Below are 26385 nucleotides of genomic sequence, written 5' to 3'. Positions count from 1 at the left end.
AACACCATCGAAACACAACAACGAGAACAGCAAATGTCCGATGTTCATTCCGCCGGCTGGCGTCCCGCGACCTGCTATCCCGATCCCGCGATCCGCGCGCTCGATCCACGTTTCGAGAAATACTGGCTGAAACTCTCCGCCGTCGAGCGCATCGCGACCGGCCTGCGCTGGGCCGAAGGTCCGGTGTGGTTCGGCGACGGCCGCTATCTGTTGTGCAGCGACATCCCGAACCAGCGCATCCTCAAATGGGAGGAAGAGACCGGCGCGGTCAGCATCTTCCGCAAGCCGTCGAACTTCGCCAACGGCAACACCCGCGATCGCCGGGGCCGGCTGATCACCTGCGAGCATGGCGGCCGCCGCGTGGTGCGCACCGAATATGACGGATCGATCACGGTGCTGATCGACTCCTTCGGCGGCAAGCGGCTGAACTCGCCGAACGACGTCGTGGTGAAATCCGACGGTTCGATCTGGTTCACCGATCCGATCTTCGGCCTGCTCGGCAACTACGAAGGCTACAAGGCCGATCCCGAGATCGAGCCCAACGTCTACCGGCTCGATCCCGAAACCGGCAAGGCCACCATCGTCGCCGAGGGCGTGCTGGGGCCGAACGGGCTGTGCTTCTCGCCGAACGAGAAGATCCTCTACGTCGTCGAATCCCGCGGCGAGCCGAACCGCAAGATCCTCGCCTATGACGTCGCAGCCGACGGCAAGACGATCTCCAACAAGCGCGTCTTCATCGACGCCGGCCCGGGCACGCCCGACGGCATGCGCTGCGACATCGACGGCAATCTGTGGTGCGGCTGGGGCATGGGTGATCCCGAACTCGACGGCGTCGTCGTGTTCGCGCCCGACGGCGTCATGATCGGCCGCATCGCGCTGCCGGAGCGCTGCGCCAACCTCTGCTTCGGTGGCGTCAAGCGCAACCGCCTGTTCATGGCGGCGAGCCAGTCGATCTATGCGCTCTACGTCAACACCCAAGGCGCGCTCGGCGGTTAGCCCGGCCGTCATTGCGAGGAGCGAAGCGACGAAGCAATCCATCTGTCCGCCCGTGAGGAGAGATGGATTGCTTTGCTTCGCTTCGCTCGCAATGACGGCGAGACTGCAACCTTCATCTTCGCAAGATTCGCACTCTTCAAGACCTTGCGCCCCCAAAATGGCTGACGCCGGAGCAGTTGCCTGCCCCGGCGCCAAAAGTCGCGTCTCTCGTGGCTCGGCTTACGCGGCGTTGTAGCCGGCGACCGCCTTGGCCTCGAGATATTCTTCCAGACCGTAGCGGCCCCATTCGCGGCCGTTGCCAGACTGCTTGTAGCCACCGAACGGCGCGGTGCGCTCGTTCGGCACGCCCTGCAGGTTGACGTTGCCGGCGCGGATCTGGCGGCCGACGCGGCGCGCGGTTTCCACGGTGTCGGCGGAGACGTAACCGGCGAGACCATACGGCGTGTCGTTGGCGATCTTCACCGCGTCGGCTTCGTCCTTGGCGCCGAGGATGGTCAGCACCGGTCCGAAGATCTCTTCGCGGGCGATCGTCATGTCGTTGGTGACGTCGGCGAAGATGGTCGGACGGACATAGAAGCCCTTGTTGACGCCCTCGGGCAGGCCCGGGCCGCCGGCGACGAGCGTTGCGCCCTCGTCGATGCCCTTCTGGATCAGCGCCTGGATCTTGTCCCACTGGCCGCGGTTGACCACCGGACCGATCGTCGTGCCGTCGGCACGCGGATCGCCGGCCTTGGTCTTGTCGGCAACGCCCTTCGCGATGGCGGCCACTTCCTTCATCTTGGAGAGCGGCACGATCATGCGCGACGGCGCGTTGCAGGACTGGCCCGAGTTGTTGAACATGTGCATCACGCCGCCGGTCACCGCCTTGGTCAGGTCGGCACCGTCGAGGATCACGTTCGGCGACTTGCCGCCGAGCTCCTGGCTGACGCGCTTCACGGTCGGCGCCGCACGCTTGGCGACGTCGACGCCGGCGCGGGTCGAACCGGTGAACGAGATCATGTCGATGTCCGGGTGCTCGCTCATCGCGGCACCCACCTCCGGGCCGAGGCCGTTGAGCAGGTTGAACACGCCCTTCGGCACGCCGGCTTCATGGAGGATTTCTGCGAAGATCAGCGCCGAGGTCGGAGTGAACTCCGACGGCTTCAGGATCATGGTGCAGCCGGCGGCAAGCGCGGGCGCGACCTTGCAGGCGATCTGGTTGAGCGGCCAGTTCCAGGGCGTGATCATGCCGACGACGCCGACCGGCTCGCGCACGATCACGGCGGTGCCCATGGTCTCCTCGAACTCGTACTTCTTCAGCACTTCGAGGGTGTTCATGAGGTGGCCAAGGCCGGCGCCGGCCTGCAGCTTCTCGGCCATCGGCAACGGCGCGCCCATTTCGTCGGAGACGGCCGCGCCGATCTCCTTCATGCGGCCCTTGTAGACCTCGACGATCTTGGTGAGCAGCGCGACGCGCTCCTCGCGGCTGGTCCGGGAAAAGGTCTCGAAGGCGCGCTTGGCGGCGGCGACTGCCTTGTCGACATCGGCCTTGGAGCCGAGCGCAATCTCATACATCGCTTCTTCGGTCGCCGGATTGACGACCGGGGTGGACTTGCCTTTGACGACGGGATCGACCCAGGCGCCGTCGATGTAGAATTGCATGCGATTGACCATCGGAAACCTCTTGTACGGGGCGTATGGAATGGGGAACGAAAGCGTTCGGCAGGCATCCTTGCACGAAAGCCCGGCGAATTGAACCCGCCATATGCGGGACGCGGCTCGTGCGCGCGAACAGCATATAATGTCGCTATCGCGCAGGTGGCAAGGTTGGTCTCGTCGCCCCGGCGAAGGCCGGGGCCCATAAACTCCGCCGGCAATTGGTAAAGGGTGCTGTTAGAACGAGTCGCGTTTACTTGCTGCCAGTTGTGGTAATGGGTCCCGGCCTTCGCCGGGACGACGATGTGGCTACACCGCCATCTTGCGATGCCGCACCGGGGCGCCGACCGAGACGCTTTCCGCCGCGTCAATGATGGCATTGGCGTCGATGCCATAGTGGCGGTAGAGGTCACCGATCGTGCCGGTCTGGCCGAAATGCTCGACACCGAGCGCCTCGACACGGTGGCCGCGCACGCTGCCGAGCCAGCCGAGCGTTGCCGGATGGCCGTCGATCACGGTCACAATGCCGCAGTCGCGGCCGAGCGGCGCCAGCATGCGCTCGATATGACTCAAATGCTGCGCGCCGCGGCGGTCGCGGCGCAAATTCCGCGCGGCGGACCAACCCGCATAGAGCCGGTCGGCGGAGGTGACCGCCAGCAGACCGACGTCGCGGTGGCTCTCGCCGATCAGGCCGACCGCCTCGATTGCCTCCGGCGCGACGGTGCCAGTATACGCAATGACGATGTCGCAGTTCGGGCCCGGCTTGCGCATCCAATAGGCGCCGTCGGTGATGTCGCGCTGCAGGTCCGGGGTCATGATCCGTTGCGGCTGCTCCAGCGTACGGGTCGAGAGTCGCAAGTAAACCGAACCACCCTCGGCACCCTCGCGCTGCATGTGGCCAAAGCCCCAGCCCATGATCACGGCAAGTTCATCGACGAAGGCCGGATCGAACGAGGCGAGCCCGTCCTGCCCGATCCCGATCAAGGGCGTCTTGATCGACTGATGCGCGCCGCCTTCCGGCGCCAGCGAGATGCCCGACGGCGTCGCCGCCACCATGAAGCGGGCATCCTGGTAGCAGGCATAGTTCAGCGCATCGAGGCCGCGTTCGATGAAGGGATCGTACAGCGTGCCGACCGGCAACAGCCGCGCGCCGTTGATCTGGTGCGACAGGCCGAGCGCCGACAGCATGATGAACAGATTCATCTCGGCGATGCCGAGCTCGAGGTGCTGTCCCTTCGGCGAATATTCCCAGGTGTAGGCGGACGGGATCTTCTCCTGCCGGAACAAGTCGTGGTTCTCCGCCTTCGCGAACAGGCCGCGGCGGTTGACCCAGGCGCCGAGATTGGTCGACACGGTGACATCGGGCGATGCGGTGACGATGCGCGAGGCGAGTTCGCTATCGCCGCGCGCCAGCTCGTGCAGCACGAGACCAAAACCCTGTTGCGTCGACATCTGCGCCGAGGCCTTGAAGGCCAGCCATTCCGGCACATCGATTTCGGGCGCCGACAGGCGGCGGCGCCCCTCGCGGTTGAACGGCGCCTCGGCGAGGAATGCCTCGAGCTCCGCAGGCTCCTGCGACAGGCCCTCGAACTTGTCCCACTCGTGGCCGGGGCGGATATTCTGCGCGGCGCGCCATTTCTCCATCTGGGCGACCGTCATCAGGCCGGCGTGGTTGTCCTTGTGGCCCTGCATCGGCAGGCCGACACCCTTGATGGTATAGGCGATGAAGCAGACCGGCCGATCATGGTCGATCGCCTCGAACGCCTCGATCATGCTCGCCATGTCGTGGCCGCCGAGGTTCGACATCAGCGCCAGCAACTCGTCATCGCTGCGGCGCTCGATCAGCGCCGACACCTCGCCCTGGTCGCCGATGTCGTCGCGCAGATGCTTGCGGAACGCGGCGCCGCCCTGGAAGCAGAGCGCGGCGTACATCTGGTTCGGGCAGTTGTCGATCCAGCGCCGCAGCGCTTCGCCGCCGGGCTCGGCGAACGCCTCGAGCATCAGCTTGCCGTACTTCACGATCACCACGTCCCAGCCGAAGTTGCGGAACATGGTCTCGAACTTGGCCCACAATCCCTCGCGCACCACGGCGTCGAGCGACTGCCTGTTGTAGTCGACCACCCACCAGGTGTTGCGCAGGCCGTGCTTCCAGCCCTCGAGCAGCGCCTCGAAGATGTTGCCCTCGTCCATCTCGGCGTCGCCGACCAGCGCGATCATGCGGCCCTCCGGCCGGTCCTGCAGCCAGCCATGCGCCTTGACGTAGTCCTGCACCAGCGAGGCGAACAGCGTCTGCGCGACGCCGAGGCCGACCGAGCCGGTCGAGAAGTCGACGTCGTCGCTGTCCTTGGTGCGCGAGGGGTAGGACTGCGCGCCCTTGTAGCCGCGAAAATTCTCCAGCTTGTCGCGGGTCTGGTGGCCGAACAGATACTGGATGGCGTGGAACACCGGGCTCGCATGCGGCTTCACCGCGACGCGGTCCTGCGGGCGCAACACCGAGAAATAAAGCGCCGACATGATGTTGGCGAGCGAGGCCGACGAGGCCTGGTGGCCGCCGACCTTCAACCCGTCGGTAGAGGGCCGCACATGGTTGGCGTGATGGATGGTCCACGACGACAGCCACAGCACCTTGCGGGCCAGGGCGGACAGCATGTCGAGGCGTTCAGGCGCGATTCCCATGGCAATGCTCCGGGCGATATGCCGGAATGTTACTGCCGCAGGCGGCGGCGAAAATCTCAATTCCACGCGACAGCACAGGAAAAATTGGGATAAATTCCCACGATCCAACTTCAATTGACGAGTTCATCCCAATGCCTGCCCTCGATGCCATCGACCGCAAGATCCTGAGTCTGCTCCAGACCGACAGCCGCATGACCATGCAGGAACTCGCCGACAAGGTCGGGTTGTCGGTGTCGCCTTGCCACCGCCGGGTCAAGCTGCTCGAGGAGCGCGGCGTGATCTCTCGCTACATCGCAACCGTCGACCAGAAGTCGATCGGGCTGCACGTCTCCGTCTTCATCTCGATCAAGCTGGCGCGCCAGAAGGAGGAAGACCTCAACCGCTTCGCGCGCGCGATCTCGAAATGGGACGAGGTGCTCGAATGCTATCTGATGACCGGCAACCGCGACTATCTGCTGCGCGTCGTCGCCGCCGACCTTTCCTCCTATGAGGCATTCCTGAAGAACAAGCTGACCCGGCTCGACGGCATCGCCTCGATCGAGTCGAGCTTTGCGCTGAGCCAGGTGAAGTATTCGACGGCGTTGCCGGTGTGAGGGCGTTGGTTGGTCACTCGAATGACGCCAACCCCACAGTGTCGTCCCGGCGAAGGCCGGGACCCATACGCCGCAGCAGTTGTTGTGAGAGGGACTCGTCGTTGCAGCATCGCTTAACAATTTGCATTTGGGGTTATGGGTTCCCTGCTTTCGCAGGGACGGCACTGAGTGTGTGAATCGTCCGAGCTTTGCATCTCGTTCCGTTTTGCAAGAGAGGCTTGCGCCGTCGGGCAACTCAGTGATTGGCGCTGGCGCCCTGCCCGGCTGGACGGCCTCGCCGCGACAACCAGGCTACGGCGCGATCCATATCCCAATCACGATGATGGCCAGTGAGACGGCAATGACCAGCATATCGGTGGTGAGCCAATCGGGCATTCCGTTTGATGGCTGCTCGCTCATGTCCGCGACTCCTTCTGTTCGCGTCGAGCCGATATGCTGGAGCGGACCGGCGCGAACGAGGATGAACTGGTTCACATAAAGCTAGGAAAAAGCGGCAAATTCCGCGTGTTTTAGCGCGCTCAAGTTGCGCCACACGGTCGATCTGCCGCGCAGGTTTCTGAACATGTTCGACAACGCCGCCGCTTCGGCACAGTCACCATCGTCGTCGTTCAACGCGCTGCGAGAGGCGGCTGAACGTCGCCGGATTGTCGGCGCAACTCGGCGCCGACCTGCCGCCACGCGACAGGCCGCACACGGCCGACGAAGTGGCCGAGGTAGTGGACTCGCCGCCCCGTCCTGATGCTCACAGCACCTTGCGCTGTGCGAGGTTCTTCATCAGCGCACCGACGCCGAAGGTCCAGGGCTCGCATTCGTCGCTATTGCGCATCCGGTTGACCAGCTTGCCGAGCTGCGGCGCGGCGATGGTCACGATGTCGTCGCGCTTGTGGGTAAAACCCTCGCCCTTGGCATCGCGATCCTTGACCGGCGCGAACATCGTGCCGAGGAACAGCGCAAATCCATCAGGATATTGATGCACGGGGCCGATGGTCTGGGCGACCAGATCGGTCGGGTCGCGGCTGATCTTGCTGATCGAGGAATGGCCCTCGAGCACGAAGCCGTCTGCGCCAGTCACGGTCAGGCCGACATCCATCTTCCTGACATCGTCGAGCGAGAAGGTCTGGTCGAATAGCCGGAGCAGCGGGCCGATCGCGCAGGAAGCGTTGTTGTCCTTGGCCTTCGACAGCAACAGCGCCGAGCGCCCCTCGAAGTCGCGCAGATTGACGTCGTTGCCCAGCGCGGCGCCGACGATCTTGCCGGCGGCGGAGACAACAAGCACGACCTCCGGCTCCGGATTATTCCAGGTCGACTTCGGATGCAGCCCGGCATCCATGCCTGATCCGACCGAGGACAGCGTCGGCGCCTTGGTGAACACTTCGGCGTCGGGACCGATGCCGACCTCGAGATACTGGCTCCAGGCATTCTGATCGATCAGCACCTGCTTCAGTTTCACCGCCTGCTCGGAGCCGGGCTTCAGCTTGGAGAGATCGTCGCCGACCAGGCGCACCACTTCCTTGCGGATCGCGTCCGCCGAGGACGGATTGCCGCGCGCCCGCTCCTCGATCACGCGCTCCAGCATCGAGATCGCGAAGGTGACGCCGGCGGCCTTCAGCACCTGGAGATCGACCGGCGCCAGCAGGTGCGGCCTGGCCTTGTCGCGGCTGTCGGGCGGGGTGTTGGCGAGGATCGCCTCGAAATCGCCGATCCGCTCGCCGCCCGTGGCGCGCAGCGCGGCCGCGGGATCGCTTTCCTCGCAGAGCGCGCTCACCGTCGGGAACCGCGCCGTGACATCGAACACACCGTCTGCCCGCACCGCGACGACGGCCGGCCCGCCGGCCTGCGGCAACCAGACCCGCCCGACCAGCGTGCCGGCGGTGCCGTCCTCCGGCAGGACGTCTTTTGGCGTGAGCGAAATCATCGGCACATCTCCCTTTTTGGTTTTGTCGGCTTGTTAGCACAGTCCGCCCGGCGGCGTGAAACAGCGGTCACGGCATTGTCATAGAGGGGTAACATCGCCCGTCAATGCTGCCGTCCGATCCATCTAACACACTGAAAGACGGACCTTCATGACGACCTCCGCCCTCACCGACGAAGCCTCCCGGGATGAAGCCTTGCGGGATGAAGCCTTGCGCGCCCGCATCCATCAGGAGATGGCCGACAGCCTCGACGAGGAACTCGAGCTCGAGCTCGACGACATGAGGCTCGACGAGCTCGACCATGACGGCGCCGCCGGCAGGCCGTCGATCGACCGCAAGTTCTATTTCCGCGAATTGCTGCGGCTGCAGGGCGAGCTGGTCAAGCTGCAGGACTGGGTGCAGCACGAGAAGAAGAAGGTCGTCGTGCTGTTCGAGGGCCGCGATTCCGCCGGCAAGGGCGGCGTGATCAAGCGCATCACCCAGCGGCTCAACCCGCGGGTCTGCCGGATCGCGGCGCTGCCGGCGCCGAACGAGCGCGAGCGCACGCAATGGTACTTCCAGCGCTATGTCTCGCATCTGCCGGCCGGCGGCGAGATCGTGCTGTTCGACCGCAGCTGGTACAACCGCGCCGGCGTCGAGAAGGTGATGGGGTTCTGCAGCGACGAGCAGTATGAGGAATTCTTCAACTCGGTGCCGGAATTCGAGCGCATGCTGATCCGCTCCGGCACCGTCCTCCTGAAATACTGGTTCTCGATCACCGACGAGGAACAGGCGTTCCGCTTCTCGATGCGGATCCAGGATCCGCTGAAGCAGTGGAAGCTGAGCCCGATGGACGTCGAGGCGCGGACCCGCTGGGAGCTCTACACCAAGGCCAAGGAAACGATGCTGGAACGCACGCACCTGCAGGACTCGCCGTGGTGGATCGTCGATGCAGTCGACAAGAAGCGCGCCCGGCTCAACTGCATCTCGCATCTCTTGAGCCTGATCCCCTATCAGGCGGTCACCCACCAGCCGGTGGTGCTGCCGCCGCGGGTGCGCAACCCGGACTATCACCGCGGCCCGATCCCGCAGGAGATGTACGTGCCGGGACGATATTGATTCTGGGCACGAGCACGCTCTGTCCTCCCCCGCTTACGGGGAGGATCACTAAATCGCGATTGTAGATTGTGAGGCAGCTCACTGGTCCTTTTGCGCCCTCCCTTTAAACCAGAGGTTGCTCGCAATTCGCGGGCTAGAAGGAGGCGTACGCTATGTTGAAAGAACATCTTGAAAGCAAAAGCTCGGCGACCGACCAGCCAGAAAGCTATAAGGGTGTTGCGACACATGCCATCCAAACCCTTGACCTCAGTTGGAGCGCGCCTATTCGTTACGGCGATTGCAAGCTGTCCGGCTTCTTGAACGGCACCCTGAACAACGGCCCCACTCTCAGGCTTCGTTCTGACGGAACAGCAGAATTGCTGGCAAAATTTTTCTCGACCGACGACGGTGATGTTTGGGTTATCGATCGTCTCGTTCTTTTGGACATTCACGGGACGGTGCTTTTTCAATTTCCACACCTTTCAAGCCCAGAAACCCAGACAGACAACCAAGTGCTCGATTGGGTAGCCGAACTGAGCTTCCCCGCCGTTTTCTTTTCTTCGGTCACAGGGGCGAACATGACCTATCGTTGCTAACCCCTAAGGGCGCGGTTCGCGGCTTATTCGACCTCCCCCACAAGCGGGAGAGGTGAAGTCCGGCACGTAGGCGACCGCGCCCTCGCCTTGCCTACCAATGGTGCAGGCGCGCGCACTTGCTGGCACCGGATACCGACGCTAGGCTTCCCCCGATCTGGTGCAGGGAGGCCCGCTTGACTCAATCCGACGACATCAAAATCTCCGAAGATCGCCGCGACGCGCTGCGCTATGCGCTCGGGATCGGCAGCGGCGCGGCGCTCGCGGCCGCGATGGCAACGCCGGCCTCGGCGCAGACGCCAGCCGACAACACGCTGGATCGAATCCGGGCCAACAAGGTGCTGCGGATCGCGGTGCTGCCGGGCGAGCTGCCCTATTTCAACAAGGACCTCGCCTCGGGCACCTGGTCCGGCTTCTCGATCGAGATGGCCAACGACCTGGCCAAACTGCTCGACGTCAAGCTGGAGTATGTCGAGTCGACCTACGGCAATTCAATCCTTGATCTGCAGGCCAACAAGATCGACCTCGGCTTCGCGCTCAACCCGACGCCGCAGCGCGCGCTGGTGGTCGATTTCACCAATCTGGTGTTCCCTCATCCGTTCGGCGCGATGCTGAGGAAGGGGCTGGAAGCCAAGACCTGGGCCGACATCAACAAGCCCGAGGTCAAGATCGCGGTCGACGTCGGCTCGGCCAACGAGGCGGTGGCGCGCCGCTTTGCGCCGAACGCCACCATCAAGTCGCTGAAGTCGCGCGACGAGGTGATGCTGGAAATGTCGTCGGGTCGCGTCGATTGCGTGGTCAACGCGCTGGTGCTCGGGCTGACCGCGATCGCCAAGAACCCGAACCTCGGCACCTACAAGATCCTGGCCTCGCCATCGGTGACGATCGCGAGCGGCACGGCGGTACGGCGCGAAGCCGACAAGCGCTGGCGCGATTTTCTCTCGGTGTGGATCGACTACAACCGCGGCATCGGCCAGATGCGCGAATGGTTCGTCAAGGGCCTCGGCCTTGCCGGCGTCAAGCCCGAGGATGTACCGGTGGAGTTGAGTATCTGAGGCGATTGCCGAGACGGCAGTGATCTCCCTCTCCCGCTTGCGGGGTGGGGGTGTCGCCACAAGCGACACCCTATGTATGGAGAGAGCCCCCACCCGGATCGCATCTAACGATGCGATCCGACCTCCCCCGCAAGCGGGAGAGGTCAAGCAACTCACACCCTGTCGTAGGTCAGCCCGCGCTCCAACCGCCTCGCCACCAGCGTCGACGGGAACAGGATCGCAAAATAGATCAGCGCCACGATGGTGTAGACCTCGAGCGGCCGGTAGGTGTCGGCGTTGATCAACGTCGCGTTGTAGACGAGATCGGGTACCGCGATGATCGAGACCAGCGAGGTGTTCTTGAGCTGCGTGACCGACTGGTTGACATAGGGCGCCATCATCGGCTTCAGCGCCTGCGGCAGGATCACGAGCCGCATCAGGCGCCAGCCGCGGAAGCCGAGCGCCTTCGCCGCGTCCCACTGCCCGATCGGCACGCTCTCGATCGAGCCGCGCACGATCTCGGCGTAGAATGCGCCGCCATAGAGCGACAGCACGCTGACGGCGGCGACATGCGCCGGGATGTTGACGCCGATCACGACCGGAAACGCGTAGTAGAACCAGATGATCTGCACCAGCAGCGGCGTGCAGCGGAACAATTCGATATAGGCGATCAGGAGCCAGTCGATCACGGGAATGCGCCGCAGCCGCAGCATGCCGACGATCAGGCCGATCAGGGTCCCGAGGATGATGGTGCCGATCGTGTAGGCGATGGTCCAGCCGAGCCCGAGCCAGAACAGATGGCTGTACTTGGCAAGGATGCCGAAATCCCAGACGTAGTTCATCCTGCTCCTCGGTTGCCGCGCGCTTGATCGCCAAGCATTGCAGGCGGTCTCGCGCGAGTCACGCGATATACCGGGCGGGCGAAAATGCCCGCACCTCGAACGGCGGCGCATCGCCCGCGATCATCGCCGCAATTGCGGCGCCCGTTCCGGGGCCGGTGGTGAAGCCGATATGCTGGTTGCCGAAGGCGAACCAGAGCCCGCGATGTCGCGGCGCCGCGCCGATCATCGGCAGGCTGTCGGGCAGCGTCGGCCGCGCGCCGCGCCAGCGCTCGCCGACCGCATCGCCGAATTCGACTACGCTGCGCGCCATCGGCACCACCGCCTCGAGCTGCGAAAAATTCGACGGCGCATCGCGCGCAGTGAGCTCGACGCCGCTGGTGACGCGAACGCCCTGCTCCATCGGCGTCATCAGAAAGCCGCCCTCCGCATCATGGATCGGCCGCAGCAATTTGCGTGCCGGGTTCGGCACGAAATGCTGATGATAGCCGCGCTCGAACGCCAGCGGCACGCGATAGCCGAGCGGCTGCAGCAGCTCGGCCGACCACGGCCCGAGCGCGACCACGACATGGCGCGCGGCGATCTCGCCGTCGGCGAGCTGCACGCGCCAGCCGTCGCCGTGCGGCTCGATCCGCCGGATTCCGGATTGCCTGATCGTGCCCCCGCCAGCGGCGAACATCTGCGCGTAGGCCTTGACCACTGCGCCGGGTGAATCGACCGATGCCGTCTGCGTGTGCAGCAGGCCGACGCTATAGGCAGGAATGATATTGGGCTCGAGCGCGGAGATCGCCTGCCGATCAAGCACCTCGCTCCGGATGCCGAACTCGGCGAGCGCTGCCTGCTCAGCCTGGGCGGCGGCGAGCCCGTCGCTGCGCCAGGCCTTGAGCCAGCCGGTTTCGCGGATGCGATGGCCGGCGCCGGCCTGCACGATCCAGTCGCGATGCAGCTTCAGCGAGGTCCTGATCAGGCCGTGCAGCGCGGCGGCGCGCGGTTTGGTCTGCGACGGCGTTGCCGCCGCGAGGAAGCGGATCACCCAGCCGGTATTGGCGAGCGCCCACGCAATGTTCCAGCGCAGCGCCGGATGCGCGTTGGTCAGATATTTCGGCAGGTTCTTCAGCAGCGACGGCGTATTGAGCGGCAGGATCGAGCCCGAGGAGATGATGCCGGCATTGCCGTAGGAGGTTTCGCTGCCGGGCTCGCGGCGATCGACGACGACGACGGAGAGCCCGCGCTGTTGCGCGGCGAGGCCCGCCGAGACGCCGACCATGCCGGCACCGAGCACCGCAACATCGACCTGCTCTGTTGGTTCGCCCTCGCTCATGGCGTCACATCAAGGTCAGGCCGCCATCGACCGGCAGCGTCGCGCCAGTGACGTGGCATGCTTCCGGCGACAGCAGGAAGGCGACGACGGCCGCGACCTCGTCGGCCTCGGCCAGCCGCTGCATCGGATTGGCCTTTGCGACGCTCTCCCAGGTCGCGGTATCAAGCGCGCCGAACAGGCCGGGATCCTTGCGGGTGTAGCCCGGCATCACGGCGTTGGCGGTGGCGCCTGACGCGGCGAGCTCGATCGCGAGCGACTTCACCAGCACCTCGAGCGCGGCCTTCGCGGCGGCCGATGCCGGATAGGTGGCGCCGGGCACGAAGCGATGCGGCCCGAAGCTCGACACCGCGACGACGCGGCCTTGCGCGCTGCGCGTGAGGTCGGACAGCGCCGCCGCCGCGATTTCATGGAAGGCCGCCGCCATCACCGCGAAGGCGCGCTCCAGCGCCTCGCGCGGCAGGCTTAAGAATTCGCGCCGGTCGGCAAAACCCGCGGCGTGCACGATGGCGTCGATCGGACCGAACGCGGCCCGCGTTGCCGCGACCAGCGCGGTGCCGGCGCCGGCTTTGGCGAGATCGCCGGTGCTCACCTCGACCTTCGCGCCCTTGCTGCGGCATTCCTCCGCGACCGAATTCAGCCGCGCGAGGCCGGCGGCCTCAACGCCCTGTCCGTGCAGCATCAGGGATTGAGCGGGGCCGGCGATCCGGCGCGCGACTGCGGCGCCGATGCCGGAGCCGCCTCCCGTGATGATCGAAATTCGCATGAGGTGCGTGCTGTCAGTGCGATACGAGACAGCGAACTATAGATTCGGCGTCACGAAATGCAAACCGCGCCCCTGGCCATTCAGTTTAGCGCCGCGTTCAACGCCAGATCAGCGCCACGGCTCGACCAGGATCTTGGTGTGCGCCTCGGGATTGGCGAGATCGGCAAACGCCTGCGCGACGCCGTCGATGCCGACGCGGCCAGTGACCAGCGAGGCGGCATCGACCTGGCCTTCCGCGATCAGGCGCAGCGAATAGGCGAATTCCTCGGGCGTGTAGCCGAGCACATATTGGACGTTGAGCTCCTTGATGATGCCGAGCATCGGCTCGGACTTGTCGGTCTCCATGCAGACGCCGACCACGACGATACGGGCGCTGCGCGGGGCGCCCTCGAACACCTGCTGCAGCACGCCGGGCACGCCGACGCATTCGAAGATCAGCGCAGGCTTCAGCGGCGGCAGCAGCGCCTGCATCGGCGGACGCGCCGCCTTCTCCGCATCGGTCATCTGGGCGTGCTCGGCCCAGCTCGCATAGGGCTGCGTCCTGGCGGGATCGACCACCACATCGGCGCCCATCTTCTCGGCGAGCAGGCGCCGCGCCGGCGAATAATCCGCAGCAACGATCGGTCCGAGCCCCCTGATCTTCAGCGCCGCGATCACCGCCAGCCCGACCGGTCCGCAGCCGATCACCAACGGCACCTCGCCGCCCTGGATGTTGGCCATCGCCACCGCATGCACGCCGACCGCAAGCGGTTCGGTGAGCGCGGCGTGCTCGGCCGCAAGCCCGTTCGGCACTTCGAGCAGCAGCGGCTCGCTGAGCAGCATCTGCTCGGCATAGCCGCCGAGATAATCGTTGGAATAGCCGATGCCCTTCGGGCCCTCCGGCGTCAGCAGCGCCGGCAGCGAGCACACTTTCGTCCCGGGCTTCAGCTTGCGCGTCGTGTTCGGGCCGTAGTCGAGGACCTCGCAGCAGAACTCATGGCCGAACACGACGTCGCGCGACAGATCCATCGGCGTGCGACCGGGCAGGAACTTGCTCAGCTCCACCATGCGGTGGGCATGCTTGCGTGCGTGCAGATCGGAACCGCAGATGCCGCAGGCGAGCGATTTGACCAGCACCTGGCCGGCGCCGGGCTTCGGCTCGGGCACCCGGTCGACGACAATCTCGCCGTTCCTGAAGATCGCTGCGCGCATATTCCCTCCCGCGTGGGTTTTGTCCCACTCATTTTGATGCGTATTTCGTCTCGCGAAATGCTGTCGCGGATCAAGTCCGGGACAAGCTTTCGCCGCAGGAGGCTATAGCACGGAGGGTCACCACGTATAGCGCATAACGCCCTTGCCGGCGTAAGACTGTGTCACGTTGGAGAATTCGCCCTCGAAGGTCGCGGCGGCCGACCAGCCGTTGCGCCACTTCAGCTCGGCGGAGGCGGTGGTCAGCGCCGAGTCGCTGGCCTGCGCCGCGCCGTTGACCATGAAGGCCGCGCCGGGCAGCGTCTGGAACACCGCACCAACGGCGCGGTCCGGATTGAAGTCATGCGCCCAGGCAACGCGGCCGCGCAGCGTGAAGATGCCGCCGTCAATAACGAACGATTTGTCGGAGCGCAGACCGAGTTCGCTCCGGACGTCGGTGACGCTCTTCGCGGCATAATTCAGCGCGAAGGCACCGCCGCCGGAGACCACGCTCTCCGCATAGGCCGGCAGCTCGAAGCTCGTGAACTGCGCCGCCGCATAAGGCGTCAGCCCGATCCACGGCGTGGCAGTGCGATAGCCGCCCTCGAGCCGGCCCGACCAGGCATTGGCATTGAAGTTGGCGCGCAGATGATCGGCGCCGGCCGCGGCGACGATGCGATCGGTGGTGACATCCTGCCAGCCATAGGCGAGCGCCGCGCTCAAGTACGCCGCGCCGACGCTGTGGCGAACGAACGCACCGGCCTGGAACAGATCAGAGCGGCCCCAGCCGAGACCGTTGACGCTGAAGCTGCTCGCGCCGCCGGCGAGCGCAAAGCCGGCAATGGTGTTCGGCGAGAAGCGGTAGTCGGCGCCAACCGCGGTGCCATAGAGGCTGCTGCTGGTGTTGTTCGAGCCCAGCACCGCATTGCCGCTGGTGGTCTGCGAGCCGCCATAGCCCGCCGCCCATACGCTCCAGCGCTGCTCGAAATCGACCAGCCGCGGCGGCGCCTTGGTGTAGATCGCGGCCAGCGCATCGCGCGGCTCGCTCTGGCGCGCCGCATAGGCGAGCGGCATGCTCTTCTCGGCGAACGGCGTCGCCCCCGCGCCGCCGCCAAACCCACCATCGCGCCCGGCGACGAACGGATCGGTCAGCAGACCGAGGAACAGGCCCATCGCGTTGAACGTCGCCTGCTGCGAACCGGTCGCGCCCTCGCCCGAGGCCTGCGTCAAGCCGGCCGGCGACAGCCCGGCGAACACCGCGTTGATACCGCCATTGGCGTTGAAGAAGTTCTGCAGTGTGGCGGCGACGTTCTGCTGATTGACGTTCAGCTTCGACTTCGCGCCGTAATCGAGCGTGAAGTTCAGATAGGTGTTGCTCGCGTCATAGCCGAGCGTCGCGACGAGGTTCGACGGCAGCCCGGTTGAATCGATACCGGCGAACGTGCCGCTGCGGCCGCCGGCCGCCGACAGGATGGTGTATTGCTTGGCAATCGTACTGCCGGCGGCGACGCTGACGCCGACCGATCCGGCCAGCGTCGCACTGCCGCTCACCTTGGCCAAGGTGGACGCCGTCGAATTGAGCCCGACGAGGTACAGTGCCCCCGACTGGAAGGCGAGGTTGCCCGCCACGTTCAGGGATGTGCCTGGTGTCGCGTTGCCGGGCATCAGGATGCCGCCGCTTGCAATCGTCGTGTTGCCGACGGTGCCGATGCCGGAGAGCGCGCCGCCGGCATTCACCGTGGTGAGGCTCGACGAGGCGATCGAGCCGTCGACCTGCAGGATGCCGCCATTGACGACGGTGGTGCCGGTGTAGGTATTGGTGCCCGACAGGGTCAGCGTGCCGCTGCCGGTCTTTTCAAAATTCGCCGGACCGGTGCGACCGCCGCCGAAACAGCCACAGATATGGAATGGGTTCAACGGATCGAAGTCGGCAAGCACGCCGCTGAGCGTCGTCGAGAGATTATTGCTGCCAACGGCGAGGGTGTTGCCTGAGCCGATATAATAGAAGCCAGAGCCTGCGATCGAACCCGCGGTGATGCGCCCGTCGCCGTTCAGCCCCGTGCTGAGCGAGAAATCGACCAGTCCGGTGCCGTTGGTGATGAACTGTGCGTTGCCGCCGGTCGCGTTGTTGAAGAACTTAATGGTACTGCCGGCTTCAGTGGTAATGGTGGCGTCGCCCGCGGTAGCGAACGCCGTGAAGATGTGTTGGCTGCCGGCCTGGTTGTCGATAATCGCATTGCCCGCGGTGGCATAGGCATCGAACTGGAGAACGCCGCCAGCCCGATTGACGATCGTCGCGTTGGCCGCGGTCGGCGCCTCCACCGGGTTGATACCGACAGATCCGAAATAGAGCACGCCGCTGTTGTCGAAACTGGCGTTCGCCGCCGTGCTGTTCTGAAAAAAGGCGACCTGACCGCCCGCGAGCGTAACGATGGTTGCCGAAGCCGCAGATGAGGACTCGAAAAACTGCGTCGAGCCGCCATTGGTGCCGTTGGTGATGGTGGCCTGCCCTGCATTGGTGTGGCCCAGAAACACCGCGGCGCCGCCGTTGGAGTTGTCGATCACGGCCTTGGCGGCCGTGCTGGTGTCGGAGCCGCCGGGAGGACCAAACGCGTCGCCGAACACCACAGTGCCGCCGTTGGTGTTGGTGAACCTGGCGTTGCCGGCAGAACTGGTGTCGCGGAACACTGTGAGCGCACCATTGGTGTTGCTCACGGTGGCATTGCCAGCGGTGCTGCTGTCGCGAAACTCCGTGATGCCGAAATTCTGGTTGACGATCGTCGCCGTCGACGCCGTGGTGGAATTGTAGAACGTCGTGGTGGCGATCCCGTTGAAGCCGTCGTTGACGATCTTGGTGATGCCCGCGGTCTTGGCATTCACGATGTCGAACTTGCCGTCGACGGCGACCTCGCCGACGATCGAAGCGGTGTGGCTGGCGTCGCCGAGTTGCAATGTCGCGCAATCGCAGATCGTGGTGCCGCCGGTGTAGGTGTTGGTGCCGAGCAGCACCACGCGGCCGAGGCCGCCTGAATTATCCAGCACGGTCAGCTTGCCGGGGCCGTTGCCGTCGGCGATGTTGCCGGCGATCGTGAGCGTCACGCCATTGGCGTCGATCGCGCTGCCGATGGCCGACGTATTGATCTTGAAGTTGTTGGCGAAGGTCAGGTTGCTGAGGCCGTCGGCCTGAAACGAGGCATTGTCGAGCGTGACGGTGCCTGACCCGACCGAACTGTTGTTGCTGACGACAACGGTCGTATCGACCACCAGCGTGCCGCCGGAATAGGTGTTGGCGCCGGAGAGCCGCACATTGGAGAATCCGGACGCGGACGAGTCGATCAGGCGCAGAACCCCGGCGCCGACGCCGTCGGCGATCACGCCCTGGAGATTGACCTGGGCGCCGTTCGCATCGACCGTGCCGCCGGCCGCATTGACCGCGATGTTGTTGGCGAAGGCGACGCTCGAGACCGTCGGCGACTGCATCTGGAACGTGCCGCCATTGAGCGTGATGGTGCCGGTGCCGACCGAATCCGCATTCGTCACCTGCACGGTTCCGGCGGAGATCAGCGTGCCGCCGGAATAGGCATTGGTGCCCGCGAGCACCAGCGTGCTGTTGCCGAGCTGCTGCACCATCGCCGGACCGCCAATGCCGTCGGTGGGTTGGCGTTGATCGTGATGGTCTGGCCGTTGTTGGCCTGGTTGATCAGGCCGCCGGTCGGCCCGGACAGGCTGAAGCCAATCGGGTTGCCATTGATCGTGTAGGATTGCGAATTGGCGGTGAAGCTCCAGGACCCCGGCAGCATCAAGCCGGGCCCGATGGTGACCGTCGCCGATCCCGATGAATCGAAAATGGCTGACTGGTTCGGGAGGATCGGCGGCGCGCCGGCCGACGTGGTCGACCAGTTGGTCGGGAGTTCGTAGACATCGGTGCTCGTCGAGCTGCCCGTGCCGCCCCAGGTGTAGCTTTGCGCTTGTGCCGAGCCGGTCGGCAACGCGATTGCGCTGGTCAGGGCGCAGAGTGCCAAGGCCATCGCAGCGCGAGACGACCGACCGCCTGACAGGAAAAAGAACGAACCAAAATGCACGTACCCGACCCCCAAACGCTCTGCGGCGCTCTTGGGGCTAGGGTTAGCACGCGGCGAAGTGTGAGGTTGCCGATCGTTTCCGAAATCCGGTGATTCAGCGATCCGAGATCAAAGATTTCGGCCCGACTGTTGTACCCGCGCAACGCTAGTTGAAGCCGGCTTCGCAACCGACGCACGATTTCGTCCGGACGCTCAGGCGTTCGGCGACGGCTCGCTGGCCACGGTCAGCAGCTGCGACCGTCGGACGCGCTCGCGATGCGCGGTGTAGAGGCCTGAGGCGACGATGAAGCCGGCGCCGAGAATGGTCCAACGGTCGGGCACTTCGCCGAAGATCATGAAGCCGAGGATGCTGACCCACAGCAGCTGCGTGTAGGAGAACGGCGCGAGCACCGAGGCATCGCCATAGCGGAACGCCAGCACCACGATCCACTGTCCGACGGTGGACGCAACACCGATCAGGATGCCGAACATGATGTCGTGCCAGCTCGGCGTTACCCAGACGAACGGCACCAGCGCGCTGACGATGGCGACGCCGACGATCGACGAATAGGTCATCACGGTGATCGGGCGCTCGCTGCCGCTCATCATGCGCGTCAGGATCAACGTGGCCGCCCACGCCAGCGCCGAGACGATCGGAAAGATCGCGGCGGGATGGAAGGCACTGGTGCCCGGCCGCAGGATGATAAACACGCCGGCGAGGCCGACCGCGGTCGCGATCCAGCGTCGCATACCGACCCTCTCACCGAGGAAAGCGATCGACAGCGCGGTGACGAACAGCGGCGAGACGAAGCTGGTGGCGGAGGCTTCGGCGATCGGCAGGAAGCCGAGCCCCGTGATGAAGATCAGCGAGGAGCCGAGCAGCGCGGCGCCGCGCAGCACGTGCAGGCCGGGACGGCTGCTGCGCAGCGCGAACAGCGGCGAGCCTGGCAGCATCGCCGGCGTCATGATCATCGCAAACACCAGGAAGCGGATCCAGGCGATCTCGATCGAGGGCAGCGTGGAGGAGAGATATTTTGCCGTGACGTCGGAGGTGCCCAGGAACACGGTCGACAGCAGGATCAGCGCGATGCCCTTGAACGGCCGGTCGGTGCGGGCGGGCGCCTTGCTTGTCGCTGCGGGCGCGGTCTTTGCGGGCAATGAAAGAGGAACGCTGTCCAGCCTGGCGGCCACGGCTGCGGGGGGCGGTGTCACGGCAATCTCGAAGGCAAAATAAAGGGAATCTGCTCCTCGTACAAAACGCCAATTCCGCCGCGAGAACAATGCCCGAAAACGGGACTCCGATATGCGCCAGCGCGCGCGACCGCCCGCCGCAGGCCGTGTGCCGCCGCAACTGCAACAGTTTGTTAAGAACTGTGTGGAGCGGAACGCCCTCAGAGCATCGGCAGCGAGCGCGGCTTCGGCCCGCGCGGGAACGCGGCATCGAGCGCGGCGAGTTCATCGCCGCTGAGCTTCAGAGTTCCTGCCGCCGCATTCTCCGCCGCGTGTTCCGCGTTCGACGCCTTCGGAATCGCGAGCACCGACGGCAGCCGCGTGAGGAAACTTAGCGCCACCTGGCGCGGCGTTGCCTTGTGCGCCTGCGCGATCGATTGCAGCAGCGTGCCGGCCCTGCTCGACGACGAAGGAAAATCATTGTGACCGAACGGCGAATAGGCGACGACGGCGACGCCGTGCTGCTCGCACCACGGGATCACGGCGTGCTCGATGGCGCGCTCCTGCAGATGGTAGAGCACCTGGTTGCAAGCAATCTTGCCTTCACCCGCGACATCGAGCAGTTCGTCGAGATCCTCGGTGTCGAAATTACTGACGCCCCAGGACCGGACCTTGCCCGCCGCGATCAATTCGTCGAACGCCGCGACCGTCTCGGCAAGCGGAGTGGTTCCGCGCCAGTGCAACAGATAGCAATCGAGGCGATCGGTCTTCAGCCGCTTCAGCGAGCGCTCGCAGGCGGTGATAGTGCCGCGCCGCGAGGCGTTGCTCGGCAGGACCTTCGAGACCAGGAACAGTTCGTCGCGCCGGCCGGACATCGCATCCGCGATCACGAGCTCGGCGTCGCCATACATCTCGGCGGTGTCGATATGCGTCATGCCGGCATCGATGCCGCGCTTCAGCGCAGCGACGGCCGCCTTGCGGTCACCGCGATCGAGATACCAGGTGCCCTGCCCGATCACCGAGACCTGCGGGCCGTTGTCGCCGAATTTTTTCGTCTGCACGATCGCCTCGTTCTGCGTAGTTCCCTTGTGGCTCCGCGCAGGACGATAAAGCATACCGACGACCATGTCTCCACATCGTCATCCCGGCGATATCTCCACATCGTCGTCCCGGCGAAGGCCGGGACCCATACTCCGCAGCAGTCGTCGTTGGCGGGACTCGTCATTCCACCCGTTGTGCAACAACAGATGTTCGTGGTTATGGGTCCCGGCCTTCGCCGGGACGACAGCTGTATTGTGACGCGCGCTCTCGCGTCTGTCGACGCGCATCAAGCGTTGAGGTTCATCCACACCGCCTTCGGCTCGGTAAAGTTATCGAGCGCGGCGGTGCCGTGCTCGCGGCCGAGGCCGGAGTCACGCTCACCGCCCCACGGCAACCGCACATCGGTGTAGCCATAGGTATTGATCCACACCGTGCCGGCGCGGGCCTTTTTGGCGAAGCGCTGCACGCGGCCCATATCCGCGCTCCAGACGCCGGCAGCGAGGCTGTAGGCGGTGCCGTTGGCGATGCGCAGCGCATCGGCCTCGTCCTTGAACTTGATCACGCTGACGACGGGGCCAAAAATCTCCTCCTGCGAGATGCGCATCTCGTGCGCAACGTTGGCGAACACCGCGGGGCTGATGAAATAGCCGAAGTCACCGACCCGCGCACCGCCGGTGGCCAGCAGCGCGCCCTCATGCTTGCCGATCTCGACATAATCGAGGATCGAGCGCATCTGCTTCTCGGAGATGACTGGCCCGAGCGCGGTGGCGCGATCGGCGGGATCGCCGATCCGCAACGCTTCCGCACGGTCGACCAGACGCTCGACCACCTCGTCATAGGCGTTCTCCTGCACCAGCACGCGCGAGCCGGCCGAGCAGACCTGCCCGGCGTTGAAGAAGATGCCGGCAGCCGCGGCCTTGGCAGCGGCTTCGAGATTGGCATCGTCGAAGATCACATTGGCGGACTTGCCGCCGAGCTCGAGCGAGACCCGTTTGAAGTTGCCGGCGGCGCCCTTCATGATGCCGCGGCCGACGCCGGGCGAGCCGGTGAACGTCACCTTGTCGACATCGGGATGATTGACCAGCGCGTCGCCGACGACGCGACCGGGCCCGGTCACGATGTTGAGCACGCCCTTCGGCAAACCGGCCTCGAGCGCGAGCTCGCCGATCCTGAGCGCCGACAACGAGGTCAGCTCGGCCGGCTTCATCACCACCGTGCAGCCGCAGGCGAGCGCCGGCGCGAGCTTCCACATGCCGATCATCAGCGGGAAATTCCACGGCACGATCGCGGCGACCACGCCGACCGGCTCGCGCACCGTATAGGTCAGCGCGTCGTCGCGCGCCGTGACCACATCGCCGCTGATCTTGTCGGCCCAGCCGGCGTAGTAGGTCAGCGTGTCGATGGCGGCCGGAAAATCCTGGCGCAGCACACCCGCAATCGGCTTGCCGGCATCGAGGCTTTCGAGCGCGACAATCTCGTCGGCATGCTGCTTCAGCAGCTCAGCCCATCGGAGCAGAATGTGGCCACGTTCGGCCGCGCGCATGGTGCGCCACGGCCCCTCGAAGGCGCGGCGGGCAGCTGCCACGGCACGGTCGACATCCGCCTCATTGCCTTCGGCAATCGTAGCGATCACCTGCTCGGTGGCGGGATTGAGCGACTTGAAGGTATTTCCGGACAACGAACGGACGCGGGCGCCGTCGATCAGCAGCAGTTCGTCCCTGATGGTCGGGGCGCGGCGGGCGTCACGCTCATAATCATATGCAACGGACATCATATTTCCTCCTGGTGTTGTCACTCAACCTAGGAGGCTTTGATCAGCAGTAAATATGATATCTTGTGCCTATGGGCATGCCAAGGATATGAAGTCAATTTCATAAGTGGTGACCACGATGCTGCAGATCGAGATCGAGACCGTCTGGCGCTTTCGGAAAGAGGACAGCCCGCAGACCGCGGTCGTGATGCTCGGCATCCTCAACGAGATCAGGAAGACCGGAAAGATCACCAGCGCCGCCAGCGATGCGCAGCTGTCGTATCGCCATGTCTGGAACCTGATCGAGCAATGGACCGAGTTCTTCGGCGTGCCGCTGGTTGAAACCCACCGCGGCAAGGGCTCGAAGCTGACGCCATTCGGCGAGAAGCTGGTGTGGGCCGGCGAGCGCATGCAGGCGCGGCTCGGGCTGCAGCTCGAGAACCTCGCGCAGGAACTGGTCACCGAGATCAAGCCATTTCTCGAGCAGCGACCGTCGGTGATCCGGGTCCATGCCAGCCACGGCTTTGCGGTATCCAAGCTGCGCGAATTCCTTGATCGCGCGGGCGGCGTCGGCGTCGATCTGCGCTATGTCAGCAACCAGAACTCGCTGGTCTCGCTGGCGCAGGGCGCCTGCGATCTCTCCGGCGTGCACCTGCCGCGCGGCGAATTGCGCGCGCAGGGCATCAAGGCCTGCCGCGAATGGCTCGATCCGCGCGAGGACCGCGTCATCAATTTCGTGACCCGCGAGATGGGCCTGATGGTCAAGCGCGGCAACCCGCTGAAGATCACGACGCTGAAGGACCTCGTCGAGCGCAAGGCCCGTTTCGTCAACCGCGACCACGATTCCGGCACGCGGCTGCTATTCGATCAATTGCTGAGGCTGCATAAGATCCCGGAAGGGCGGATCAACGGCGCCCAGCATATGGAATTCACCCATGCGGCGGTCGCCGCCTATGTCGCGAGCGGCATGGCGGATGCGAGTTTTGGCGTCGAGGCCGCGGCGCGGCAGTTCGGGCTCGATTTCATCCGCCTGCTCACGGAAGATTATTTCTTCGTGTGCAAGCGCGCCTTCCTCGAGACCGAGCCGATGCAGCGCGTGCTCGACATCATGAAGAGCAGCGAGTTCCACAAGGCGGTGGGCGCCCTTCCCGGTTATGTCGCCTCCAACACCGGCGCCGTCAGCGGGGTGAAGGAGTTTCTCGAGAAGCTGCATTCCGACCGCTGATCAGCCAGACCCCGGCAACGGCCGACCTGATGGCCGTCGATCCTTCGGGACTCGCGCCAGGTGCGATAACGATGGTCGACAGTCAGGAAGATAGCTAGCCGAGCCCGCTGATGTCGGCGACCAGCACCGAGCCAGTCACCGATTCCGTGATGTAGAGGCGGTCGCGGTCGGCGCCGCCGATGGCGACATTGGTGCAGCTCGGCCCGGCGCAGGACTTGATCCGCGCGATGCACTCGCCGTTCGGCGCAAACACGAAGACATGGCTGAGCGAGGCGTGCGCGACGAACAGCCGACCGGCGACGTCCATCGTCATGCCGTCGGGTCCGCTCGGGCCGAATAGCGAGCAGAAGCGGCCGACCTTGGAGACGCTGCCGTCCTTCATGAACGGCGCGCGCCAGACCGCATTGTCGCGCGTCATCGCGACGAATAGCACCGCCTCGTGCGGATCGAGCACCAGGCCGTTCGGGCTGATGCCGGTGTCGATCAGGCAGTCGAGCGCTCCGTTCACCCGCAGCCGATAGACGCGGCCGGTCGGATCGTGCAGCCCGGTCTGGCCCTGATCGGTGAAATAGATGTCGCCGTTCGAGGCGATGTGCAGGTCGTTGCAGCCGCGGAACGATTCCGAGTTGCGCGAGCGCAGCAGCGGCGTGACCTCGCCGGACCTGGCGTCGAGCTCCATCAAGCCGTGCCGATAATCGGCGATCAGGATGCGGCCCATCGCATCGATCTTCAGCCCGTTCGGCCAGCCGTCATACTCGGCAACCTGCGACCATGACTTGTCCGGCGCGATCCTGAAGATGCGGCCGAACGGAATGTCGACGATGTAGAGATTGCCGTCGGCATCGAACGACGGTCCCTCGATGAAGCAGTCGGTCACCGCGCCCGGGCGGTTGGCGTCGGCCCATTCGCTCGCCACCCTGCGGCGGAATTCCGCCGGCACGACGGAGAAGATTTCAGTCGCGATCAGTTTCGGCGGCGTTTCCAGGAACATCATTGTTGGTTCACCCGTTGGCGGAACGGGGCGAACCATAGAGAAGATTGCTGGCGCCGTCGAATACCCCAAAGCCCACCACGTCATTGCGAGCGAAGCGAAGCAATCCATACCTCCATGCGTGGCAAGATGGATTGCTTCGTCACTTCGTTCCTCGCAATGACGGTTGGACAGCCGTCCTGTGCTTACGACGTTTTCCTATTCGGCCGGCTGCGCCGAGCCATAGGCTTCCGAGATCATGTAGCCGGACAGCGTGCCGTACGCCGCGGTCCACGCGGCGGCGACGTCAGGTGTCCAGGCTTCGCCGAGCCCCTTCTCCAGCGTCCACAACAACGCGCCGCCGACCACCGGATAATGCTCGGGCTTGGCGCCGTAGCTGACATGCCGCTTGGCCAGCGCACTCGCGGCCGGCAGGATCGTGTCGAGATTGCTCAGCCCATTCACGACGACGGCAAGCGTCGTCATCAATTTCTTGCGCTGCTCCTTCATGTCGACCGGAAACATCGCCTTCACGGCGGGCGCGACTTCGAACAAGCGATCGTAGAAAATGACCGCGGCCTCCTCCGAGATCGGCGCGACCTTGCCAAAGCTGTCCTGAACCAGCTTGATTTGGGTCGGATTCATCTCAACTCTCCTCGGTCATGAAATAAGCTCTGAAGCGATTTTTCAAAACGCGAGCATTGGTAACCGAAGCCGGCGCTTCGGTTCAAAGCGGAAACGCTTGCCGTCGACGTGATCATCACGCCGCCTCGACGAAGCTGTGGCGCTCATAGAGGAATTCGAGCACGCGCTGCCGGCACTTCAGGTAGCCCTGGTTGGTCGTGAGCTCGAGCCGCTTGCGCGGCCGCGCCAAGGGCACTTCGAGCACCTCGCCGATCCGCGCGCTCGGACCGTTGGTCATCATCACGATGCGGTCCGACAGCAGCACCGCCTCGTCGACGTCGTGGGTGATCATCAGGATGGTGTTGCCGAGCTTCTGGTGCAGCGCCATCACCGAATCCTGCAGATGCGCGCGGGTCAGCGCGTCGAGCGCGCCGAACGGCTCGTCCAGCAGCAGCACCTTCGGCTCCATCGCGAGCGCACGCGCGATGCCGACGCGCTGCTTCATGCCGCCCGAGATCTCGCTCGGCCGCTTATCCTTGGCATGCGCCATTTGCACCAGGCTGAGATTGTGCATAACCCAGGCGTCGCGCTCGGCCTTGCTCTTGGTCCTTGCAAACACCTTGTCGACGCCGAGCTTGACGTTCTCGTAGACGGTGAGCCACGGCAGCAGGCTGTGGTTCTGGAACACCACGGCCCGATCCGGCCCCGGCGAATTGACCTCGCGGTTCTCCAGCAGCACGCCGCCATTGGTGGCGCCGGTGAGGCCGGCGACGATGTTGAGCAGGGTCGACTTGCCGCAGCCGGAGTGACCGATGATCGAGACGTATTCGCCCTTCTCGATCGTCAGGTTGATGTCCTTCAGCACCTCCGTGGTGGCGTTGCCGCGGGTGAAGGTCTTGTCGATGTGATCGAGCTTCAGATAGGCCTGCATGACTTC

Annotated in this window: 21 protein-coding genes; 6 read left to right on the top strand and 15 right to left on the bottom strand. The window is 64.8% G+C overall.

Translation table 11 applies throughout. The features are described 5' to 3' along the window. Positions 1 to 33 precede the first annotated feature (33 nt). The gene (locus ACZBJS_RS17040) at positions 34 to 996 is read left to right on the top strand and encodes an SMP-30/gluconolactonase/LRE family protein (RefSeq protein WP_076827002.1); all 963 of its coding nucleotides are present in this window, start codon (positions 34 to 36) and stop codon (positions 994 to 996) included. A 219-nt stretch (positions 997 to 1215) separates the two neighbouring features. On the opposite strand, the gene ACZBJS_RS17035 is transcribed toward ACZBJS_RS17040, so the two are convergent. Both ACZBJS_RS17035 and ACZBJS_RS17030 read right to left on the bottom strand, forming a co-directional pair. After that, positions 1216 to 2649 carry an aldehyde dehydrogenase family protein gene (locus ACZBJS_RS17035; protein ID WP_076827004.1) on the bottom strand — a complete coding sequence of 478 codons (1434 nt, stop codon included), beginning with the start codon at positions 2647 to 2649 and terminating at the stop codon, positions 1216 to 1218. A 291-nt stretch (positions 2650 to 2940) separates the two neighbouring features. After that, positions 2941 to 5307 carry a transketolase gene (locus ACZBJS_RS17030; RefSeq protein WP_463438913.1) on the bottom strand — a complete coding sequence of 789 codons (2367 nt, stop codon included), beginning with the start codon at positions 5305 to 5307 and terminating at the stop codon, positions 2941 to 2943. A gap of 131 nt (positions 5308 to 5438) precedes the next feature. On the opposite strand from ACZBJS_RS17030, the gene ACZBJS_RS17025 reads away from it, so the two are divergent. Continuing rightward, positions 5439 to 5900: an Lrp/AsnC family transcriptional regulator gene (locus ACZBJS_RS17025; RefSeq protein WP_016841346.1), complete on the top strand. Its 462-nt coding sequence runs from the start codon at positions 5439 to 5441 to the stop codon at positions 5898 to 5900. Between the two features lie 742 nt (positions 5901 to 6642). On the opposite strand, the gene ACZBJS_RS17020 is transcribed toward ACZBJS_RS17025, so the two are convergent. Continuing rightward, positions 6643 to 7815 carry a fumarylacetoacetate hydrolase family protein gene (locus tag ACZBJS_RS17020; protein WP_463438912.1) on the bottom strand — a complete coding sequence of 391 codons (1173 nt, stop codon included), beginning with the start codon at positions 7813 to 7815 and terminating at the stop codon, positions 6643 to 6645. 148 nt (positions 7816 to 7963) lie between these two features. Between ACZBJS_RS17020 and ppk2 the strand changes: the two genes are divergently transcribed. The 3 genes from ppk2 (at position 7964) to ACZBJS_RS17005 (ending at position 10538) form a co-directional block, all read left to right on the top strand. Beyond that, a complete protein-coding gene (gene ppk2 / locus ACZBJS_RS17015) occupies positions 7964 to 8911 on the top strand; it encodes a polyphosphate kinase 2 (RefSeq protein WP_463438911.1) in 948 nt (315 codons plus the stop codon). A gap of 152 nt (positions 8912 to 9063) precedes the next feature. Continuing rightward, positions 9064 to 9486, top strand: coding sequence for a DUF6294 family protein (locus ACZBJS_RS17010; protein WP_028331873.1), 423 nt, complete (start codon positions 9064 to 9066; stop codon positions 9484 to 9486). Between the two features lie 173 nt (positions 9487 to 9659). Next, entirely contained in the window at positions 9660 to 10538 is an 879-nt protein-coding gene (locus tag ACZBJS_RS17005; protein ID WP_057017505.1) for a transporter substrate-binding domain-containing protein, read from the top strand. 152 nt (positions 10539 to 10690) lie between these two features. Here ACZBJS_RS17005 and ACZBJS_RS17000 read toward each other — a convergent pair whose 3' ends face one another. From ACZBJS_RS17000 to ACZBJS_RS16960, 9 genes are all read right to left on the bottom strand, one after another. After that, positions 10691 to 11359: an amino acid ABC transporter permease gene (locus tag ACZBJS_RS17000; protein WP_463438910.1), complete on the bottom strand. Its 669-nt coding sequence runs from the start codon at positions 11357 to 11359 to the stop codon at positions 10691 to 10693. 58 nt (positions 11360 to 11417) lie between these two features. Beyond that, entirely contained in the window at positions 11418 to 12677 is a 1260-nt protein-coding gene (locus ACZBJS_RS16995; protein WP_057017507.1) for an NAD(P)/FAD-dependent oxidoreductase, read from the bottom strand. A gap of 4 nt (positions 12678 to 12681) precedes the next feature. Continuing rightward, on the bottom strand, positions 12682 to 13440 hold the full coding sequence (locus ACZBJS_RS16990; RefSeq protein WP_463438909.1) for an SDR family NAD(P)-dependent oxidoreductase: 759 nt from the start codon (positions 13438 to 13440) through the stop codon (positions 12682 to 12684). Positions 13441 to 13548: 108 nt separating this feature from the next. Further along, entirely contained in the window at positions 13549 to 14631 is a 1083-nt protein-coding gene (locus tag ACZBJS_RS16985; RefSeq protein ID WP_456814113.1) for a zinc-binding dehydrogenase, read from the bottom strand. A gap of 117 nt (positions 14632 to 14748) precedes the next feature. Beyond that, the gene (locus ACZBJS_RS16980; RefSeq protein ID WP_463438908.1) at positions 14749 to 18237 is read right to left on the bottom strand and encodes an autotransporter domain-containing protein; all 3489 of its coding nucleotides are present in this window, start codon (positions 18235 to 18237) and stop codon (positions 14749 to 14751) included. After that, positions 18168 to 18635 carry a hypothetical protein gene (locus tag ACZBJS_RS16975; protein WP_463438907.1) on the bottom strand — a complete coding sequence of 156 codons (468 nt, stop codon included), beginning with the start codon at positions 18633 to 18635 and terminating at the stop codon, positions 18168 to 18170. Before ACZBJS_RS16975 ends, ACZBJS_RS16980 begins: the two co-directional genes overlap by 70 nt. 246 nt (positions 18636 to 18881) lie before the next feature. Further along, positions 18882 to 19826 (bottom strand): DMT family transporter, encoded by a 945-nt coding sequence (locus ACZBJS_RS16970; RefSeq protein WP_253590479.1) that lies wholly within the window; start codon positions 19824 to 19826, stop codon positions 18882 to 18884. A 233-nt stretch (positions 19827 to 20059) separates the two neighbouring features. After that, on the bottom strand, positions 20060 to 20899 hold the full coding sequence (locus ACZBJS_RS16965; protein WP_316397719.1) for an aldo/keto reductase: 840 nt from the start codon (positions 20897 to 20899) through the stop codon (positions 20060 to 20062). A gap of 266 nt (positions 20900 to 21165) precedes the next feature. After that, positions 21166 to 22650, bottom strand: coding sequence for an aldehyde dehydrogenase family protein (locus tag ACZBJS_RS16960; protein WP_463438927.1), 1485 nt, complete (start codon positions 22648 to 22650; stop codon positions 21166 to 21168). Positions 22651 to 22768: 118 nt separating this feature from the next. On the opposite strand from ACZBJS_RS16960, the gene ACZBJS_RS16955 reads away from it, so the two are divergent. Beyond that, a complete protein-coding gene (locus ACZBJS_RS16955; protein WP_057017575.1) occupies positions 22769 to 23854 on the top strand; it encodes a substrate-binding domain-containing protein in 1086 nt (361 codons plus the stop codon). Positions 23855 to 23948: 94 nt separating this feature from the next. Here the strand turns inward: ACZBJS_RS16955 and ACZBJS_RS16950 are convergent, their stop codons facing one another. From ACZBJS_RS16950 to ACZBJS_RS16940, 3 genes are all read right to left on the bottom strand, one after another. Then, the gene (locus tag ACZBJS_RS16950) at positions 23949 to 24848 is read right to left on the bottom strand and encodes an SMP-30/gluconolactonase/LRE family protein (protein ID WP_456815817.1); all 900 of its coding nucleotides are present in this window, start codon (positions 24846 to 24848) and stop codon (positions 23949 to 23951) included. 195 nt (positions 24849 to 25043) lie between these two features. Continuing rightward, entirely contained in the window at positions 25044 to 25469 is a 426-nt protein-coding gene (locus tag ACZBJS_RS16945; protein WP_463438906.1) for a globin family protein, read from the bottom strand. A gap of 115 nt (positions 25470 to 25584) precedes the next feature. Then, positions 25585 to 26379: an ABC transporter ATP-binding protein gene (locus tag ACZBJS_RS16940; RefSeq protein WP_463438905.1), complete on the bottom strand. Its 795-nt coding sequence runs from the start codon at positions 26377 to 26379 to the stop codon at positions 25585 to 25587. Between the last annotated feature and the right edge of the window lie 6 nt (positions 26380 to 26385).

Source organism: Bradyrhizobium sp. KZN70725, assembly GCF_055264925.1.
This window is presented reverse-complemented; position numbering and strand designations above follow the sequence as displayed.

Bases quoted from the DNA above. Each gene is read 5' to 3' on its own strand.
- ACZBJS_RS16960 (WP_463438927.1), bottom strand. From the start codon at position 22,650: ATGTCCGTTGCATATGATTATGAGCGTGACGCCCGCCGCGCCCCGACC.
- ACZBJS_RS17025 (WP_016841346.1), top strand. From the start codon at position 5,439: ATGCCTGCCCTCGATGCCATCGACCGCAAGATCCTGAGTCTGCTCCAG.
- ppk2 (WP_463438911.1), top strand. From the start codon at position 7,964: ATGACGACCTCCGCCCTCACCGACGAAGCCTCCCGGGATGAAGCCTTG.
- ACZBJS_RS16940 (WP_463438905.1), bottom strand. From the start codon at position 26,379: ATGCAGGCCTATCTGAAGCTCGATCACATCGACAAGACCTTCACCCGC.
- ACZBJS_RS16985 (WP_456814113.1), bottom strand. From the start codon at position 14,631: ATGCGCGCAGCGATCTTCAGGAACGGCGAGATTGTCGTCGACCGGGTG.
- ACZBJS_RS17035 (WP_076827004.1), bottom strand. From the start codon at position 2,649: ATGGTCAATCGCATGCAATTCTACATCGACGGCGCCTGGGTCGATCCC.
- ACZBJS_RS17010 (WP_028331873.1), top strand. From the start codon at position 9,064: ATGTTGAAAGAACATCTTGAAAGCAAAAGCTCGGCGACCGACCAGCCA.
- ACZBJS_RS16975 (WP_463438907.1), bottom strand. From the start codon at position 18,635: ATGGCCTTGGCACTCTGCGCCCTGACCAGCGCAATCGCGTTGCCGACC.
- ACZBJS_RS17020 (WP_463438912.1), bottom strand. From the start codon at position 7,815: ATGATTTCGCTCACGCCAAAAGACGTCCTGCCGGAGGACGGCACCGCC.
- ACZBJS_RS17040 (WP_076827002.1), top strand. From the start codon at position 34: ATGTCCGATGTTCATTCCGCCGGCTGGCGTCCCGCGACCTGCTATCCC.
- ACZBJS_RS17030 (WP_463438913.1), bottom strand. From the start codon at position 5,307: ATGGGAATCGCGCCTGAACGCCTCGACATGCTGTCCGCCCTGGCCCGC.
- ACZBJS_RS17000 (WP_463438910.1), bottom strand. From the start codon at position 11,359: ATGAACTACGTCTGGGATTTCGGCATCCTTGCCAAGTACAGCCATCTG.
- ACZBJS_RS16955 (WP_057017575.1), top strand. From the start codon at position 22,769: ATGCTGCAGATCGAGATCGAGACCGTCTGGCGCTTTCGGAAAGAGGAC.
- ACZBJS_RS16995 (WP_057017507.1), bottom strand. From the start codon at position 12,677: ATGAGCGAGGGCGAACCAACAGAGCAGGTCGATGTTGCGGTGCTCGGT.
- ACZBJS_RS16980 (WP_463438908.1), bottom strand. From the start codon at position 18,237: ATGGTGCAGCAGCTCGGCAACAGCACGCTGGTGCTCGCGGGCACCAAT.
- ACZBJS_RS16950 (WP_456815817.1), bottom strand. From the start codon at position 24,848: ATGATGTTCCTGGAAACGCCGCCGAAACTGATCGCGACTGAAATCTTC.
- ACZBJS_RS16990 (WP_463438909.1), bottom strand. From the start codon at position 13,440: ATGCGAATTTCGATCATCACGGGAGGCGGCTCCGGCATCGGCGCCGCA.
- ACZBJS_RS16945 (WP_463438906.1), bottom strand. From the start codon at position 25,469: ATGAATCCGACCCAAATCAAGCTGGTTCAGGACAGCTTTGGCAAGGTC.